Origin of the sequence: Nocardia sp. CC213A (genome assembly GCF_030766805.1) — a bacterium.
Taxonomy (GTDB): domain Bacteria; phylum Actinomycetota; class Actinomycetes; order Mycobacteriales; family Mycobacteriaceae; genus Nocardia; species Nocardia otitidiscaviarum.
Window position 1 is genome coordinate 1 of the sequence record NZ_JASFXA010000014.1, and the last position, 16,078, is coordinate 16,078.

17 protein-coding genes are annotated in these 16,078 nt (G+C 70.0%); 1 reads left to right on the top strand and 16 read right to left on the bottom strand.

The window, feature by feature from the left end; genetic code table 11:
* From QJS31_RS23785 to QJS31_RS23860, 16 genes are all read right to left on the bottom strand, one after another.
* On the bottom strand, positions 1-229 hold a 229-nt coding region (locus QJS31_RS23785; RefSeq protein WP_306357731.1), incomplete at its 3' end, for an adenosylhomocysteinase.
* Positions 226-1,194: a carbohydrate kinase family protein gene (locus QJS31_RS23790; protein ID WP_306357823.1), complete on the bottom strand. Its 969-nt coding sequence runs from the start codon at positions 1,192-1,194 to the stop codon at positions 226-228. The genes QJS31_RS23785 and QJS31_RS23790, both read right to left, overlap by 4 nt.
* 35 nt (positions 1,195-1,229) lie before the next feature.
* A complete protein-coding gene (metK, locus tag QJS31_RS23795; protein ID WP_282779717.1) occupies positions 1,230-2,444 on the bottom strand; it encodes a methionine adenosyltransferase in 1,215 nt (404 codons plus the stop codon).
* A gap of 9 nt (positions 2,445-2,453) precedes the next feature.
* A complete protein-coding gene (locus QJS31_RS23800; protein ID WP_282779715.1) occupies positions 2,454-3,542 on the bottom strand; it encodes a 3-oxoacyl-ACP synthase III family protein in 1,089 nt (362 codons plus the stop codon).
* On the bottom strand, positions 3,539-5,881 hold the full coding sequence (locus QJS31_RS23805; protein ID WP_306357732.1) for a beta-ketoacyl-[acyl-carrier-protein] synthase family protein: 2,343 nt from the start codon (positions 5,879-5,881) through the stop codon (positions 3,539-3,541). The genes QJS31_RS23800 and QJS31_RS23805 overlap by 4 nt, the downstream gene beginning before the upstream one ends.
* A 7-nt stretch (positions 5,882-5,888) precedes the next feature.
* Positions 5,889-7,175 carry a beta-ketoacyl synthase gene (locus QJS31_RS23810; RefSeq protein ID WP_306357733.1) on the bottom strand — a complete coding sequence of 429 codons (1,287 nt, stop codon included), beginning with the start codon at positions 7,173-7,175 and terminating at the stop codon, positions 5,889-5,891.
* Entirely contained in the window at positions 7,168-7,551 is a 384-nt protein-coding gene (locus QJS31_RS23815; RefSeq protein WP_306357734.1) for a 3-hydroxyacyl-ACP dehydratase FabZ family protein, read from the bottom strand. Before QJS31_RS23815 ends, QJS31_RS23810 begins: the two co-directional genes overlap by 8 nt.
* Positions 7,548-8,354, bottom strand: coding sequence for a beta-ketoacyl synthase (locus tag QJS31_RS23820; protein WP_306357735.1), 807 nt, complete (start codon positions 8,352-8,354; stop codon positions 7,548-7,550). Before QJS31_RS23820 ends, QJS31_RS23815 begins: the two co-directional genes overlap by 4 nt.
* Positions 8,355-8,383: 29 nt before the next feature.
* Entirely contained in the window at positions 8,384-8,806 is a 423-nt protein-coding gene (locus QJS31_RS23825) for a beta-ketoacyl synthase N-terminal-like domain-containing protein (protein WP_306357736.1), read from the bottom strand.
* Positions 8,803-9,258, bottom strand: coding sequence for a 3-hydroxyacyl-ACP dehydratase FabZ family protein (locus tag QJS31_RS23830; RefSeq protein ID WP_306357737.1), 456 nt, complete (start codon positions 9,256-9,258; stop codon positions 8,803-8,805). Before QJS31_RS23830 ends, QJS31_RS23825 begins: the two co-directional genes overlap by 4 nt.
* A gap of 24 nt (positions 9,259-9,282) precedes the next feature.
* A complete protein-coding gene (locus tag QJS31_RS23835; RefSeq protein WP_282786260.1) occupies positions 9,283-10,053 on the bottom strand; it encodes an SDR family NAD(P)-dependent oxidoreductase in 771 nt (256 codons plus the stop codon).
* Positions 10,050-10,469, bottom strand: a complete 420-nt coding sequence (locus QJS31_RS23840) for a holo-ACP synthase (protein ID WP_282786261.1) — start codon at positions 10,467-10,469, stop codon at positions 10,050-10,052. The genes QJS31_RS23835 and QJS31_RS23840 overlap by 4 nt, the downstream gene beginning before the upstream one ends.
* Position 10,470: 1 nt before the next feature.
* Positions 10,471-10,887: an acyl carrier protein gene (locus QJS31_RS23845; protein ID WP_282786262.1), complete on the bottom strand. Its 417-nt coding sequence runs from the start codon at positions 10,885-10,887 to the stop codon at positions 10,471-10,473.
* Complete coding sequence (gene fabD, locus QJS31_RS23850) at positions 10,884-11,885, bottom strand: ACP S-malonyltransferase (RefSeq protein WP_306357738.1); 1,002 nt, start codon at positions 11,883-11,885, stop codon at positions 10,884-10,886. Before fabD ends, QJS31_RS23845 begins: the two co-directional genes overlap by 4 nt.
* Positions 11,882-12,133, bottom strand: coding sequence for an acyl-CoA carboxylase subunit epsilon (locus tag QJS31_RS23855; protein ID WP_282782017.1), 252 nt, complete (start codon positions 12,131-12,133; stop codon positions 11,882-11,884). Before QJS31_RS23855 ends, fabD begins: the two co-directional genes overlap by 4 nt.
* The gene (locus QJS31_RS23860) at positions 12,130-13,734 is read right to left on the bottom strand and encodes an acyl-CoA carboxylase subunit beta (RefSeq protein WP_306357739.1); all 1,605 of its coding nucleotides are present in this window, start codon (positions 13,732-13,734) and stop codon (positions 12,130-12,132) included. Before QJS31_RS23860 ends, QJS31_RS23855 begins: the two co-directional genes overlap by 4 nt.
* 448 nt (positions 13,735-14,182) lie before the next feature.
* On the opposite strand from QJS31_RS23860, the gene QJS31_RS23865 reads away from it, so the two are divergent.
* Positions 14,183-16,027, top strand: coding sequence for a BTAD domain-containing putative transcriptional regulator (locus QJS31_RS23865; RefSeq protein WP_282782014.1), 1,845 nt, complete (start codon positions 14,183-14,185; stop codon positions 16,025-16,027).
* Positions 16,028-16,078: the final 51 nt, after the last annotated feature.

A 16,078-nucleotide genomic window follows, 5' to 3' on the forward strand; every position in this document is an offset into this window, starting at 1 on the left:
ACACCGCGGTCTGCACGGTCATGTGCAGCGAACCGGAGATCCGCGCACCCCGCAGCGGCTGCACGTCGGCGTACACGCGACGCAACGCCATCAGGCCCGGCATCTCATGCTCGGCCAGGCGAATCTCCTTGCGGCCGAACTCGGCCAGTGACAGGTCCGCCACCTTGTAATCGATCCCGTTGCGGACATCGGGGGTCGCGGTCTCGCGCAGTCCTTTCGCAATTGTCACGACAGTACCTTTCGGTCCCGGTCGGCGGTCGTATCGGTCAGCAGCGCGGCGAGATCGTCGGCCGCGTCGGAGCCGTAGGCGGCGGCGAGGCGTTCCAGCGCGGTATCGGGGCGCCACGACCAGCCTTGCGGCCCCACCGATTCCAGGACGAGTACGGCCACGAGGCAGCCGAGTTGGGCGGCCCGTTCCACGGTCGCGCCGCGGCCACGCGCGAAGACGAATCCCGCACGGAAGCCGTCCCCGACGCCGGTGGGGTCCACCTTGGCGGTCTCCGGCACCGCGGCCACCCGCACGCTCGGACCGCCGGTTTCGACGATCTCCACGCCGCGCTCGCCCAGCGTGGTCACCCAAGTGCGCACCATGGCCGCGATATCCGCCTCCGCCAGACCGGTTTTGGTGCGCAGCAGGCCCCACTCGTATTCGTTGGTGAACAGCAGGTCCGCACCGTCGAGCAGGGCGCGGATACGCCCGGCGTCCAGGTAGGCGAGCTGCTGGGACGGGTCGGCGGCGAACGGCAGACCGTACTCGCGGCACTCCTCGGTGTGCCGCAGCATGGCCGCCGGGTCGTCGGCCCCGATGAGAACCAATCCGGGCCGACCGTAGCGCGCCGACAGCTGGGCCACCGAGATGCGTGCGGCCCGCGCCATGGCTCCGGGGTACATACTGGCCAGCTGTGCCATATCGGCATCGGTGGTGCAGACGAACCGCGCGGTGTGCAGATCGTCGTGGGTGCGCACGCCGCCCAGGTCGACCCCGGTCGCCGCGAGCGCGCGACCGTACTCGGCGAAGTCGCCGCCCACCGCACCGATCAGCAGCGGCCGGTCGCCGAGGCGGCCGAGCGCGTAGCAGATGTTCCCGGCGACGCCGCCGCGCCGGACGACCAGGTCGTCCACCAGGAAACTCAGCGACACGTGCGAAAGGTGTTCGGGCAGTAACTGTTCGGCGAATCGCCCCGGGAAGCGCATGAGGTGGTCGGTGGCGATGGAACCGGATACGAAGATCACGCCACCGCCTCCTTCAGTTCGGCCACCCGATCGGTGCGCTCCCACGGCAGATCCACGTCGACGCGCCCGAAATGCCCGTAGGCGGCGGTGGGGCGGTAGAGCGGGCGCAGCAGGTCCAGATCTCGGATGATCGCTGCCGGCCGCAGATCGAACACGGACTCGATGGCCCGTTGGATATGCGCCGGATCATAGTTCTCGGTGCCGAAGGTCTCGACGAAGAGGCCGACCGGCGCGGCCTTGCCGATGGCGTAGGCGACCTGCACCTCGAGCCGGTCGGCCAGACCCGCCGCGACGGCGTTCTTGGCCACCCGGCGCAGTGCGTACGCGGCGCTGCGGTCCACCTTGGACGGATCCTTGCCGGAGAACGCGCCACCGCCGTGGCGGGCCATGCCGCCGTAGGTGTCGACGATGATCTTCCGACCGGTCAGGCCGGCGTCGCCCATCGGACCGCCCAGCACGAAGGTGCCGGTCGGATTGACCAGCAGCCGCACCTCCCCGATGTCCAGATCGGCCACGCCGAGCCCGGCCAGCACATGGTCGAGCACATGGGCGCGCAGATCGGCGGCCAGCTCACCCTCGGGGGCGATGCCCGGTTCGTGCTGTGCGGAAATCACCACGGTCTCCAGCCGCACCGGCCGGTCCCCGGCGTACTCGATGGTGACCTGGGTCTTGCCGTCGGGGCGCAGATAGGGCACCACGCCGCTCTTGCGGACCTCGGCCAGCCGACGGGAGAGCCGGTGCGCCAACGCGATCGGCAACGGCATCAACTCCGGGGTGTCGGCACAGGCGTAGCCGAACATCAAGCCCTGATCGCCCGCGCCCTGCCGGTCGACGAGGTCGTCGCGTCCGTCCACCCGCGCCTCGTAGGCACGGTCCACCCCCTGCGCGATATCCGGCGACTGGCTGCCGATGGACACGTTCACCCCGCAGGTGGCACCGTCGAATCCCCGTGTGGAGCTGTCGTATCCGATCCCGAGGACGGTGTCGCGCACGATGCGCGGCACATCCACCACGGCGGTGGTGGTGACCTCCCCCGCCACGTGCACCTGTCCGGTGGTGACCATGGTCTCCACCGCCACCCGCGCGCCGGGGTCGCCGGCGAGCAGCGCGTCGAGCACCGCGTCGCTGATGGCGTCGCACATCTTGTCCGGATGGCCCTCGGTCACCGATTCGCTGGTGAACAGGCGGCGGGCCGCTGTCGATCGCACCATGGTGGTCTCCTATTTCCCGATGGTTTCCGGCCAGCGCAGCGTCAGGCCCGCGTACACATAGCGGCTGGCCTCGATGGCCAGCAGCATGACGTTCTGGCCGGCGCGCACCCGCCCGGTGCGCAGGCCGTCGTCCAGGGCCAGCAGCACCGCGGGCGATCCGGTCGCGCCGACGTCGGCGAGGTTCTCGACGACCAGGGTTTGCAGCAGATCGAAATCGGCCTGCGACAGCCCGGCGTCGGCGAATTCCCGCGTGAAGTACTCCGCGTTGCCCTCCGGAAGGACGCACGCCCCGATCTCGTCCAGGCGCAGGCCGGAACGATCCAGCAATTCCCGCAGCGCGGTGACGAACACGCGCGGGCCGTACTCGGCCACGCCATTGGCGTCCAGCGCGATATCCATGAGCCGCTTGCGCTTTCGCTGCTCGTGCACCGGAATATCGGTGCCGCCGCCGATCACCCGCATACCCGGCGCGCGGTGGCCGCCCAGGCAGGCGTTCACATAGCCGTAGCGGCGTACTCCGGCGCCGCTCCCCCCGCGCAGCACCACGGCCGCGGCTCCGTCGCCGAAGTTGAACAGCGTCAGCCGATCCCGCATGCGCACGGCATCGGGATCGCGGCCCAGAAACATCGGGGCGAGCAGCGGTGAGATGGCCTCCGTGCCGATCACCACGGCGGTGCGATGGGTGCCGTCCGCCAGTTGGCGGAACGCGATATCCAGAGCCTGCACCGCGCCGACGCAGCCGGCGCGCACCTCGATCAGCGCACAGCGCTCCAGGCCCAGGTGCTCCTGCACATAGCTGGCGGAGGTCGGGAGATGGAATTCCGGACTGGCCGTGGACACCACGATGAGGTCCACTTCCGCCGGCTCGATACCCGCTTGGTCCAGGGCGCGCCGTGCGGCCGCCTCGGCCATCCGGCTGTTGCCGGTCAGGTGCGTGCCGTCGGACGGATCGATCATCCAGTGCCGGTGCCGTACCTGGATGCCGTCGAGCACCTCCGCGGGCAGGGTGCCGACGAGCTTCTCGAGCTGATCGTTGTCGATGGGGTCGCCGGGCAGGTACGAACCCGTCCCCGCAATGGTGACCTGGTGGTCGGTCATGGCGTGTACTCCGTTCCCGGGGTGAAGACCAGACTGAGATGGGTGCCGCCCAGCGATGAGCTGTTGACCAGCGCCGGGCCGTCGAAGCGCGTGGGCTCCGCGAAGGCAAGGGCGGCGCACAGGTGGGCTCCCGCGCCGACCGGTTCGCCGAGTACCCGCTTGGGCTGTTCGACGCGCGTGGTGTCGGAGCGGAACCGCTCGATGGCGGCCAGCTCCGGATCGTCGACCGTGGGCAGGCCGCCGGCATTGGCCCAGATAGCCTGGACCGCACCGGATTCCAGCCCGCACTCGGCGGCGGCGGCCCGCATGGCCCGCTCGACGCCGCCACCGCGCAGGTCCCAGCGCCCGATGCCCGCGCCGTCGAAGGCGGTGCCGTAGCCCGCGAAGGTCGCCAGCACCCGCGCACCGCGGTCGCGGGCGAACGACTCCCGTTCCAGCAGTAGGGTCACCGCCCCCTCTGCGAGCAGGTAACCCGACCGGCCGGCGGTGGCGAACAGGGGGATGCGCTCGTAGGCCCGCCGCGCGAAGGGGCCGAGCACGTCGGCGGCCGGGCACAGCAGTGCGTCGGCGGCACCGGAGCGCAGCAGGTCGTAGCCGACGCCCAGGGCACTGGCTCCGGCCGCATGTGCGGCGGTGAGCGTCGAGGTGGGGCCGCGCACGCCCAGCAACATGGACACTTGGCCCGCGGCGGCGTTGTAGACGGTATTCGGAAAAACCGCCGGATTCCCATCGGTCACACCGGATTCCAGCACCGGAACGGTGAACCGCTCCAGGCTTTCCACCGGGCCGAGCCCGGTGCCGAGCACCACGCCCACCCGGTCGGGGTCGTGTGCGGCCGGATCTAGTCCGGCGTGCTCCAGCGCCATCGCGCTGGACGCCACCGCGAGCACCCCCAGCCGGTCCATCCGCCGTCGCTGCTTGGCCGTCAGATGCGCCGAGGCGTCGAAGTCCAGCGGCGCCATCGCGAAATCCACTTCACGGGAACGCGGTTCCGATCCGGACCGGTACCTGCGCACCAGTTCCTCCGGTGAGGTCGCACCGGGCAGAATGACCCCGATACCGGTGACGACCACGCGATCCACTCCGGTCCGAGACGCCGGGGACGCCACCCGGCCTTCCCGCCCGTACACCACCGTGGCATTGGCTCCGGCGAAGGCGAAGTTGTTCGACATCGCCACATCCATGGGCAGCCGCCGCGCGACATTGGGCACCGCCTCCAACCCGCATTTGGGATCGGGTCCGGTGAATCCGGCAGTGGGCGGGGCGATCTGGTCGCGCAACGCGAGCACGGTCGCGATCGCCTCCACCGCGCCGGCCGCACCGAGCAGGTGGCCGATCATGGATTTGACGCTGCTCAGCGCCACCTTCTCCGCTGCCGGTCCGAACGCCCGGCGCACGGCGTTGCTCTCCGCCGAATCGTTCTTCGGGGTGCCCGTGCCGTGGCCGTTGACGTAGCGCACGTCGGCGGGCGTGACGCCACTGGCGGCGAAGGCCGCGGTGAGCGCCCGCGCCGCGCCCTCGCCCTCCGGATGCGGCGCGGTGGGGTGGTGGCCGTCGGCGGACAGCCCGTAACCGAGCACCTCGGCCAGCACCGGCAGGCCGTGCCGCACCGCCACCGCATGCTCGACCAGCACCAGCATGCCGCTGCCCTCACCGAGTGAAAGCCCTTGCCGATCCTTGGAATACGGTGCCGCGGGCACCGGTGAGAGCGCTTCCAGGCTGTGGAAGCCCGCGAAGACGGTCTCGTTGAACGCGTCGCTGCCGCCCACCACCATGACATCGGCGCGATCGGCGCGGATGAGTTCCACGGCGTGGGCGACGGCATGCGCACCGGCCGCGCAGGCGGTGTTCACCGACAACACCGGCCCGCGCATCCCGAACACCGCCCCCACCGCCTCGGCGATGGTCTGCGGCTGGATCATCAGGTACTGCCGCCACGGCGGGACGCGCCCGTCCCGTTCCGCCCGCCACGCCTGCTCCAGGCTGCGCAGGCCGCCATTGCAGGTGCCGATGACCGCACCCCAACGGGTGGCCGGGACACCGTCCGCGTCGGCCCCGGACCGCCGCGGCCGCAGCCCGGCGTTGCCGATCGCCTCGGCCGCCGCCGCCAGCGCGAATTCCACCGCCGGATCCACATTCTCGTCCGGGTCCCGGTCCTGGTCGCGCCACGGGGTCACCTCACCACCGAGCCGGGTGCGACAGCCGGTCAGGTCGAGTCCGCGCACCGGGCGGATGGCCACCGTCCCGGCCAGGAATCCGCGCCACATGGCCTCGACACCCGGCCCCTGTGCGGTCACCGCGCCGACACCACAGACGACTATTCGCTTGGGAGCGTTCATGGTCGATTCACCTCGCTGTGCTGAGGGCCAGGGCGACCGCCTGGCCTTCGAAACCGCGGGCCAGCGCGAGCGCACCGGTCAGCTGTCGTTCTCGGGGACCGTCGGGAACGTAGTCCAGGTCGCAGTCGGGATCGGGATCGTCGAGATGGGCCGTGCCCGGTATCACGCCGTGGTACAGCGCGAGAGCGGCCACCGCGGCGTTCACCGCGCCCGCACCACCCACCAGATGCCCGGTCTGTGGCTTGATACTGCTCACCGCCGTCGCGCGGGCGTGCGCGCCCAGAGCGGTGTGCAGGGCGCGGGTCTCGCTGGTGTCGCCATCACGGGTGGCGCAGCCGTGCGCCGCGACGTAGGAGATGTCGGTGGGAGCGGCGCGCCCGTCGCGCAGCGCGTGAGTCACCGCGCGCGCCAGCCCGCGGCCACTCGGATGCGGTGCGGGCGGTCGATGGCATTCGTTGCCCGCGCCGAAGCCGGTGAGCTCGGCGTAGACGCGTGCGCCCCGCGCCCGCGCCGCGCCCCGTTCCTCCAGGACCAGCACCGCCGCGCCCTCGCCCAGGATCGATCCCGACCGTTGCCGATCGAAGGGGCGGAACGCCGCCGCCCCCCGGTCGTTGTCGGTGGACAGCACGCCGACGCCGTCCAGTTTGGACATCGGCCACCAGTTGGTGGCGTCGTCGTAGCCGCCCGCCAGCGCCAGATCGGCCTCCCCCCGGCGAATCGCCCGCATGGCCCGGCCGATGGCGGTGGCGCCGCTGTCGGCGGTACCCGCGTAGAACGAGTTGGGGCCGCGGATACCGAAGCGCTGCGAGACATGAAACACCGCCGCCGGTTGCAGTCCCTCGACGAAGAACAGCGGGGCCATGATGGATCCACCCTCCCGACCCAGCCGCTCCAGATCCGGTTCCCCGTCCGGGCGGTGGATGCGGGTGATGTTCGCGATGAGGTCCTCGAGCCGCGAGATCTCCTTGTTCCCACCGAGATACAGTCCGGCGCGCGGTCCCAGTTCGGTCTCGGTGTCCAGTCCCGCGTCCGCCAGCGCCAGGCTCGCACCCGCCAAGCCGAGCTGGTCACCGCGGTTGAGCATGCGCAGCGCCTTGCGCGAGGCGTAACGCAGCGGATCGAAGCCGTCGATCTCGGCGCCCAGCCGGGTGTGCAGCGGACTCGGATCGTAGGCGGATAGCACGCGAATTCCGCTGCGCCCCTCCAACAGTCCGCTCCAGGTGCGGGCGGCGTCCGGTCCGAGGGCGGTCAGCAGCCCGATGCCGGTGACCACCACCCGTCGTCGTTCAGTCATGGAAATCCTCTGTGCTCGGGCCGAGGCGCAGCAGCGCCACGGTGGCGGCACGGCGGCCGTCCACCTCCGCCACCGCCTGGCAGTCGAAGCGATCCGCGGCCGCCTCGGTGGCCGCGACGGTGATGCGGATCTGGTCGCCGGGCTCGATGTAGCGGCGGAAGCGCGCGCCCCGCAGCAGGACCGGCCGCACCAGGCCGGGCGGCGCGATGAGCGTGGCCACCGCGTACACGCGGTCGAGCAGCAGCACGCCGGGCAGCACCGGAAAACGCGGGAAGTGGGTGTCGAAGACCGGCATCGTCATGGGCACGTTCACCAGTGCGACCGCGCGGCGTCCGGGTTCGGTCGTTTCAACCCGGTCCAGCAGCGGGGGCGTCACGGCGCACCGCCGATCACCAGACTGGTGTTGGTGCCGCCGAAGGCGAAGGCGTTGATCAGCGCCGCCCGCACGACCGCGGGCCGGGCAGTGCCGGGCACGTAGTCCAGATCCATTCCCCGACCGGGCGTTTGGTGATTGACGGTGGGCGGCACCAGCGAGTGGCGGATCGCTCCGACGGCGGCCAGCACGTTCAGGGCCGCACCCGCGGCGGTGAGATGCCCGGCCATGGATTTGGGTGAACTCACCAGCAGCCGGTAGGCGTCGTCGCCGAAGACCTTCTTGACGGCCACGGTCTCGGACTCGTCGTTGCCTGGGGTGCTGGTGCCGTGGGCCACCACGTAGTCGATACCTTCCGGACCCACCCCGGATTCCGCGATCGCGCCCTCCATGACCTGGACCGCGCCATTGCCGTCCGGCGGGGAGTCGGTAATGCGCCAGGCATTGAGGGTGGCGGCGTAGCCCAGGATCTCGGCGAGAATGGGGGCGTCGCGGCGGCGGGCGGACTCCAACTCCTCCACGACGAACACCACCGCGCCCTCACCGAGCACGAATCCGGACCGGGTGGCGTCGAAAGGCCGGGAGGCCCGCGTCGGATCGTCCTCGTAGCCGGTGGCGAGCGCACCCAGCAGGCTGAACCCGAGCACGTCGAGCCAGCTGGTGAGGGAGTCGTAGCCACCGGCCAGCATCAGGTCGGCATCACCCTCCTGGATCAGCCGGTATGCCTCACCGATGGCGTGGCCCGAGCCGGAGCAGGCGGTGCTGATGCCGACCATCGGTCCGGTCGCGTCGAGGATCCGGGCCATGGCGGCGACCGGCAGGTTCTGGTTGCCGGTCAGGGTGAGGCTGGGCGCCTGTCGTTCGAAACGTCCGGGCGGCCGGTGGTCTCGCGGGCCCGGCCGATATCGACCAGTAGGCGCAGGTCCGGGCGGCCCACACTGCCGCCCATGGCCACCCCGCGCGCGTCGCCCGGCGGATCCGAGGCGGGCACGCCCGACGCGGCCAGCGCCTCGGCCGCGGCCGCCACACCGAACTGCCCCGCCCGCGACAGCTGCCGCCACTTGGCGGTGGCGGGTAGCCGCCGAGCGGGCTCGAAGTCGCGGACCTGCCCGGCGATGCGGACCGGGAACCCGGTGCTGTCGAAGACGGTCAGCGGACCGACGCCGCTATTTCCTGCGACCAGGTTGCGCCAGGTGGTGGCGGCGTCGAGGCCGAGCGGCGTCACCGCCCCGATACCGGTGATCACGACCCGCCTCATGCCACCAGCTCCCGTCCGCGCAACAGCCGGGCCATGCGTTCGATGGCCTCCGCGTGTTCCAGGGCATCGGCGTCGGATATGCCGCACAGAATTCCGGAAGCGGTGAGCACCGGCCGCCGGTCCACCCGGGCGGCGCCGTCGATCACGGCGGCGGTGTCGGCGGCGGACCGAACACTCACCTCGAGGTGCAGCACGTCACCGGGCACCACGTCGCCGTGGCAGACCACCTCGTCCACGCCGAGCAGGGTGGCACGGCGGTGTAATCCGCTGCTGAGCAGCACCAGCCAGCTGGCGGTCTGGCACACCGCCTCCAACACCAGGGTGGATGGCATCGTCAGGCGTCCGGAATCGTCACGCAGCCAGTAGTCCTCGGTGACCGAGGTGAGTTTCCGGGCGCGGGCGCCGGTGTCGCCGACCCAGTCGTCGATCCGGTCGATCAGATGGAATCGCATTGTTCTGCCTTGCCTTTCGCGCGCTCAGGCCATTCGCCCGAGGCCGAGTTGTGCACCGAATCCGCCATCGGCGCGCACCAGCGCGCCGGTCATGTAGCTCGCCCCCGGCCCGGCCAGGAAGGCGATCACCTCCGCGATCTGCTCGATCTCGGCCAGCGAACGCATCGGAATCTGGCGTTCCAGCTTCTTGACCCCGCCGCCCTCGACCAGATCGCCGATCAGCTCGGTCGGCGAGAAGCCCGGCAATACGGCATTGACCCGGACCCCGAAGCGCGCGAGTTCCACGGCACTGCAATAGGTGAAGGAGTTGATGGCACCTTTGGACGCGGAGTAGTTGGACTGGCCGATCCAGCCCCGATCGCCCATGACCGAGGAGACATTGACGATCACACCGTCACGCTGGCCCATGAGGTGCGCCATGGCGGCCCGGGTGCAGTTGAAGACCCCACCGAAGTTGACCCGCATCACATCCAGCCACGCGTCCGGGTCCATATCGAATATCAGCCCGTCCCTGGCGATTCCGGCATTGTTGACCAGGATGTGCAGACCGCCGAGGCTCTCGACGCAGCGTGTTACCAGCTCCTGCGCCTGCTCCGGGTCGGAGACGTCCGCGGCCAGCGCGACGGCTCGGCCGCCCGCCGCCGTGATCTCCTCGACCACCTCCTTCGCCGCGTCGTCGGCGCTGCGGTAGTTCACCGCCACCGCGGCGCCCCGCCGGGCGAGCAGCCGGGCGGTGGCCCGCCCGATACCCCGCGAACCACCCGTGACCAGGGCGACTCGGTCGGACAGCGTCATATCGACTCCTCCTCGGAAAAGGTGAACACGACCACCGCGATGGCGAAGCCACCACTGTGGGACAGCGAGACGTCCATGGCCTCCACCCCGCGCGCCGCGGCCGCCGTCGCCGCCACCCCCGACAGCCGCAGGCGCGGCCGGCCACTGGTGGAGTTGACGACTTCGATATCGCGCCAAGGCATTCCGGCTCCGAACGCCTTGACTACCGCCTCCTTGGCGGCGAACCGCGCGGCCAGGTGTTCCGCGCGGCGGCGACGCCCGTGCGCGTAGGCGAGTTCGCGGTCGGTGAAGATCTCCGCCGCCAGCGCGGGCTGGTCGGACAGCAGCGTCCGTACCTGTTCCACCGCGGCGATATCCACCCCGATACCGACCCGGGAGCGAGCTCCCGGGGCCGTCTCCACCCGCCCGGCGGTCATCTCAGCTCACGTCCGCCGCGAGCGCCGCGCGCGCGGACGTCATCTCGGCCAGGTTACGCACGGTGAACAGGGTCATCACCTGGTCAGCGGTGATCTTGCCCGCCAGCTCCGCCTGGTCGATCTGTGGTAGGACGGTGGCCAGCTGCGCCAGTCCCGCGGCGGTGAGCACGCCATCGGCGTCCTCCCACTCCTCGTCGGTCAGATCGCCCTGCAGCAGCTCGGCGATCTCGGCGGCCTGGATCTTCACCCCGACCTTGCGCTCGATCCGGAACAGGATGTCCAGCAGGTCGATGGATTCGGCCCCCAGCTCGCCCAGCACGGTGGCATCGGGCTCCACCTCGTCGATGTCGAGGCCGACCGCCTCGGCGACGGACTGCTGGACGGCCGCGAGGGTCTGCGCGGAGGTCTCGGTGGTCATGACAGGGTTCCTTCCTGATCGCGAATCTCACGGATCGCCGCGTCGATGCGGCGCGCGTCGCCGGTGCTGAGCACCGTGCGGTTGTCGACTGTGTGCTTGGCGAAGCCGGTGAGCACCCGGCCGGGACCCACCTCCAGATAGGCGGTGGCGCCGTGCCGTTCGGCGGCGGCGAGTACCTCGGTCCAGCGCACCGGGCAGGCCAGCTGCCGGCGCAGCAACCCGCGGGCATCGGCGCCGGAGGCCAGCACCGCGCCGGTGACCGAGCTGATCACCGGCAGCCGGGCGGGTCCGAAGTTGTGCCGGGCCAGCTCGTCGGCGAACTCCGCCTCGGCCGCCGACATCAGCGAACAGTGGAAGGGCGCGCCGACTTCCAGCAGCACGACCTTCTGCGCACCGGCCGCGCGCACCGCCCCCGCCACCTCGGCGAGCGCGGCGCGGTGCCCCGACACCACGGTCTGGTCGGCGTCGTTGTAGTTGGCCACCTCGGCGACCCCCGTGCCCGTGTGCTCGGCGCAGGCGCGTTCCACCGCCGCGGCGGGCAGCCCGATCACGGCCAGCATGCCGCCCTCGGTGCGCTCGGCCACCCGGGCCATCAGTTCACCGCGCCGACGCACCAGGGCGAACGCCGAATCCATGCTGAGCACCCCGGCCGCCACCAGCGCGGTGAACTCACCGAGGCTGTGCCCGGCCACAGCGCGGGGCCGAAATCCCTCGGCGCGCAATATCTCCCAGGTAGCGAGGCTGGTCGCGAGCACGGCCGGCTGGGTGATGTCGGTACGGGTCAGATCACCCTTGCCGCCCGAGACGCACAGTCGGGTCAGCTCGAATCCGGCCGCGGCGTCGGCGGCGCGGAAGATCGGTTCGGCCACGGTCGGATGGTGCTCGAGCAGATGGGCCGCCATCCCGGCGCGCTGTGATCCCTGACCGGGAAACATGGCCAGGGTCGTGCCGCCGGGCATGGCCGTCGGCACGGTCGAACTCGTCATGGTCGATGTCATCGCTGCTCCTCTGCCCGCCGCGCGATGCGGACGGGATGGGGGTGGATACGGGCGGCAACCGCCCACGCCGCCGGGGCCTTGTGATAGCCGCTGCCGCGACTGCGCCGCCAGGCGTTCGAATGCCGCTGGCGCGCGGGGCGGTCGGTTGCGGTGCCACCCGCGGCCAGCACGGCGAAGACCGCGACGAGGGCGGCGATCTCGGCGTCGTCGGGGTTGCCCCGCGTGATCACGATGTCGGGCGCGCTCACAGCGGCATGTTTCCGTGCTTGCGGATGGGAGTGTGGGCGCGCTTGGCGGAGAGCATGTCCAGTGCTCCGATCAGGACGCGGCGGGTGTCGGCGGGATCGATCACGTCGTCGACATGGCCGCGGCGCGCGGCCACCAGCGGATGCATGAGCTCGTCCCGGTAGTCCTCGATGAGGTTGCGACGCATGGCATCCGGATCCGCTGCGGCGGCGATGCGCTTGCGGAAGACGATATTGGCGGCGGCCTCCGCACCCATGACCGCGGTCTGGTTGGTCGGCCAGGCGAAGGACAGGTCGGCGCCGATGGACTTGGAGTCCATCACGATGTAGGCCCCGCCGAACGCCTTGCGCAGGATGACCTGGATTCGCGGCACCGTCGCCTCGCAGTAGGCGTACAGCAGTTTCGCGCCCCGCCGGATGATGACGTCGTGCTCCTGACCGACGCCGGGCAGGAAGCCCGGCACGTCGACCAGGGTGACCAGCGGGATATTGAACGAGTCGCACATCCGCACGAAGCGTGCCGCCTTCTCCGAGGCGTCGATGTCGATCACCCCGGCCAGTACGGCGGGCTGGTTGCCGACGATGCCGACCACCTTGCCGTCCAGCCGGGCGAGCGCGCAGATGATATTGCGCGCCCAGCGCTCGTGGATCTCGAGGTACTCGCCGTCGTCGACGATATCGGCGATGACCAGGCGCATATCGTAGGGCGCGCGGTCGTCGGCAGGCACGATGGCGGCCAGTTCCGCACAGCGGCGATCGACGGGGTCGGGCGTCCACACTTCCGGTGGCGTCTCCTGATTGTTCGCGGGTAGATAGCCGAGCAGGGTACGGACATCCTCGAAGCAGCTCCGTTCGTCGGCCGCGACGAACGCGGCCACCCCGGTCGTTTCGGCGTGCACCGCGGCCCCGCCCAGCTCTTCCTGGCTGACCCGTTCACCGGTCACCTCGCGCACCACGTCCGGGCCGGTGATGAACATGGTGCCGGTGCCCTCGACCATGAAGGTGAAGTCGGTCAGTGCCGGGGAGTACACCGCTCCACCCGCACAGGAACCCAGGATCACGCTGATCTGGGGCACCACGCCGGAGGCGCGCACATTGCGGGCGAACAGGCCGCCGAAACCGGCCAGAGCGTCGATGCCCTCCTGAATGCGCGCTCCCCCACCGTCGTTCAGTCCGATGATGGGCGCGCCGCAGGCATCGGCGAGATCGAACAGCTGGTGCAGTTTGCGGGCGAATACGGCGCCGAGCGCCCCGCCCCGCACCCGGGCGTCGTGGGCGAAGACGAAGACCCGGCGACCGTCGATCCGGCCCCAGCCGACCACCACGCCGTCACCAGCGGGATGGGAGTCCTCCATGCCGAATCCGACGGCCCGATGCTCGGCGAAAATGCCTATCTCACTGAAGGTTCCGTCATCGAGCAGGTGCTCGATGCGGGTGCGTGCGTCGAGTTTGCCGCGCTCGCGGTGGCGACGGTCGGCCGCATCGTCCGCCGGGGCGTACGCCGCGGCACGGGCGGCGGCCAGGTCGGCGGCCGCCGCGCTCATTCCATCCACCGCGGGCGACGGTTCGCGCAGTGGTGCTCGGATCTCTTCGTACAGGAACATAACCCCTACCTGACCCAGCTCTTCTCGAACACTCTCGATGCTGGACGAGTGACCTTGAATTTTTCTGGGAGGGGGTCTCGAGCATGCCCGCGCCCGGCACCGCGCGGAGTTCACCGTCGGATATTTCGAGCCGCATCCGATTGAATGATCCGACAACTAATTCTGGCGATCTTCCAGCAAGCCTCACAATTGCAGCGAGGACATTGCCAGGCCAGTGTGACCCAATTCACTGAAACGCCAGCTACTCCGAAGTGCGAGTACACTCTCGGAAGTATCGGCAATGCCCCGAAATCCGGGGTGCTGAATCCCCGTTGCAATTCGCCGTAGAATGCTACATGCCGTGTTTATCCAGTGTTCAACAGGTGGTAACAATTCGCAGATCTCCAGCCCATTGATTATGAATCTTCACTGAGTCGGGAATTCGCCACCATTGCATGGGGGAAGTGCGTTGTTCAGTATTCTCGGACCGATAGACCTGCGCGTCGAAGGGAAATCGATAAATCTCGGACCAGCCAAACAGCGGGCCATCCTCGCCGCACTCCTCATCGACCTGGACCGGCCCGTACCACTCGACGTCCTGGTCGAGCGGGTGTGGGGCGACCGGCCGCCGGTCGATGTCAGAAATCTGATCTACACCTACATAGCGCGGCTGCGCCGCAAGCTCGCGACAGCGGGCGACGACGAGCTGACGCCCAGCCTGAAACGGGTCGCCGGCGGATACTGCCTGCAGGCCCGGCCCGAACAGGTCGACCTCTACCTCTTCCGCAAGCTGCTGCACCAGGCTCGCCAGCCGGAGCATTCCGAGGCCGAGCGCAGCGCCCTGATGGCCCGCGCGAACGCACTGTGGCGCGGGGTGCCGCTGTCCGGCATCGGGGGACGCTGGGCCGCGGCCATGCGGCACAGTCTGCAACAGCTGCGGCACGAAGCCCTGGTCGAGTGGGCCGACCTGGAAGTGCGACTGGGCCGCCCCCGAGCGGTCATCGACCCGCTCCGCCAGGCGTACGTCGAGAACCCGCTGTCGGAATCGGTGGTGGCGCACCTGATGATCGCGCTCTACACCGACGGTCGCAGCGCAGAGGCCCTGCAGCTGTTCGAGCAGATCCGCCAGCACCTGTCCGCCGAGATCGGCGCCGATCCCGGTATGCAGCTTCGGGCGGCGCACCGCGACATCCTCCAGGGCCGGACCATCGGTCCGCACGCCGACGGCCCGGCGTCCACCGGGCAACCCGCCCCGCCCGACGCGACCGCGACCGCGACGACATTTCGCAGCGCCAATCTGCTGACCATCGATCTGCCCGATTTCGTGGGCCGCGAACAGCACCTCGGCCGATTGCGCGCCGCATTGACTCCCGGCGACGGTCCACTGCTGCCATCGGTATCGGTGCTCTACGGGCCCGCGGGATTCGGAAAGACGACCATCGCGATCCGAGCGGCCTATCAACTGCGTCCCTCCTTTCCATCCGGTCAATTGTTCGTGGACCTCGCCGGAACAAGCTCGACGCCCCTCGCCCCGGCGACCGTGCTGGAGCGATTCCTGCGCGCTCTCGGTGTCTCCCGCCCGGAGATACCGGACGACTTCGACGAACGTGCGGATATGTATCGCGCATTGCTCGCCAATTCTCGTACCCTCGTCGTCCTGGACAATGCCGCCGATGCGTCTCAGGTGTCGCCGCTACTGCCCGGAACCGGAAACTGCGGCGTTATCGTCACCTGCCGTCGCCGCCCCTCCGTGCCCACCGGAGTTCCGGTAATTCGTGTCGGCGCGATGTCGCCCGAGGAATCCGCCACCATGTTGCGCCGACTGGTGGGTGCGCGACTGGACCGAGAACCGGAGGCGGCGGCGGAACTGCTCGAATTCTGCGGGGGATCACCGCTGCTGCTGCGTATCGTCGGCGGACGCCTCATCATGCGGCAGCACTGGACCGTGTCACGGCTGCTGTCCCGGCTGCGCGACGACGACCGGCTGTTCGGCGAACTCTCCGACGGCGAGCATGACGCCGGCGCGCGGATAGCGGAGACCTTCGATGCCATGGATCACGAAACCCGTTCGTTCTACCTGAAACTCGCCAATCTGCCCGACCGTCCGATGGACATCCCGACCGTGGCCACCTCCCTCCGTCTGAGCGAGGACGAGACCGAACTGCGGCTCGAACTTCTCTCCGACATCCACCTGGTGGATACCGTGCCCGGCGCCGACCGCTATGTCGTGCCGAGGCTCAATCGCCTCTACGCCCGGACCATGTCGCCGCGGCCCGAGGTGGTCAGGCTGCCGCGCGGGGTGATCGGGCTCTGATCGGATCGGCTCTGGTCGGCCCCGCGCGGTCGGGCGCTCGGGGTGGGGAGC

What these genes read in the sequence shown, in the direction of transcription:
- QJS31_RS23790 (WP_306357823.1), bottom strand. Translation starts at nt 1,194, where the DNA reads ATGCGCTTCCCGGGGCGATTCGCCGAACAGTTACTGCCCGAACACCTT.
- metK (WP_282779717.1), bottom strand. Translation starts at nt 2,444, where the DNA reads ATGGTGCGATCGACAGCGGCCCGCCGCCTGTTCACCAGCGAATCGGTG.
- QJS31_RS23800 (WP_282779715.1), bottom strand. Translation starts at nt 3,542, where the DNA reads ATGACCGACCACCAGGTCACCATTGCGGGGACGGGTTCGTACCTGCCC.
- QJS31_RS23805 (WP_306357732.1), bottom strand. Translation starts at nt 5,881, where the DNA reads ATGAACGCTCCCAAGCGAATAGTCGTCTGTGGTGTCGGCGCGGTGACC.
- QJS31_RS23810 (WP_306357733.1), bottom strand. Translation starts at nt 7,175, where the DNA reads ATGACTGAACGACGACGGGTGGTGGTCACCGGCATCGGGCTGCTGACC.
- QJS31_RS23820 (WP_306357735.1), bottom strand. Translation starts at nt 8,354, where the DNA reads ATGGCCCGGATCCTCGACGCGACCGGACCGATGGTCGGCATCAGCACC.
- QJS31_RS23825 (WP_306357736.1), bottom strand. Translation starts at nt 8,806, where the DNA reads ATGAGGCGGGTCGTGATCACCGGTATCGGGGCGGTGACGCCGCTCGGC.
- QJS31_RS23830 (WP_306357737.1), bottom strand. Translation starts at nt 9,258, where the DNA reads ATGCGATTCCATCTGATCGACCGGATCGACGACTGGGTCGGCGACACC.
- QJS31_RS23835 (WP_282786260.1), bottom strand. Translation starts at nt 10,053, where the DNA reads ATGACGCTGTCCGACCGAGTCGCCCTGGTCACGGGTGGTTCGCGGGGT.
- QJS31_RS23840 (WP_282786261.1), bottom strand. Translation starts at nt 10,469, where the DNA reads ATGACCGCCGGGCGGGTGGAGACGGCCCCGGGAGCTCGCTCCCGGGTC.
- QJS31_RS23845 (WP_282786262.1), bottom strand. Translation starts at nt 10,887, where the DNA reads ATGACCACCGAGACCTCCGCGCAGACCCTCGCGGCCGTCCAGCAGTCC.
- fabD (WP_306357738.1), bottom strand. Translation starts at nt 11,885, where the DNA reads ATGACATCGACCATGACGAGTTCGACCGTGCCGACGGCCATGCCCGGC.
- QJS31_RS23860 (WP_306357739.1), bottom strand. Translation starts at nt 13,734, where the DNA reads ATGTTCCTGTACGAAGAGATCCGAGCACCACTGCGCGAACCGTCGCCC.